This window comes from Sphingobium sp. FG125 (assembly GCF_057809795.1).
In genome coordinates this window covers 1-398 of record NZ_JBMDKQ010000051.1, presented here as the reverse complement: position 1 = coordinate 398, position 398 = coordinate 1, and the positions used below count along the sequence as shown (strand labels likewise).

Genomic DNA, 398 nt, shown 5'->3' with positions numbered 1-398 from the left:
GGTTCTGAACCGCAGCCAATTCCAGACAGCGGCTTACGCACAACTCGCCACGTCAAGCGATGATACGCTGTGGGGATCGAATGCCAACGATACGATCACCGGTGGCGCTGGCGACGATATAATCGACGCCAGAGATGGTACCGACCGCATTGCCGGCGGATTGGGTAACGATCTCCTGTATGAGACCTCGGCGGACGATACTTATGTCTGGAACCTGGGTGACGGTGACGACATCATTCGCGGCGGCGGCTATTATGACGGCTTCAACACGATCGAATTTGGCCAAGGTATCACGGCCGCCGATCTGGTGTATTCCTATGCGGATGCCAATGGCTACAATCTGAAGATCAGCCTTGCTGGTCAGCCCGGCAGCATCGTGATTGAAGGACAACTGAGCG

Annotated in this window: 1 protein-coding gene; it reads left to right on the top strand. The window is 56.0% G+C overall.

The features are described 5' to 3' along the window. A partial coding sequence (locus ACODSR_RS20700) for a calcium-binding protein (protein WP_489078405.1) occupies positions 1-398 on the top strand: 398 nt, incomplete at both ends.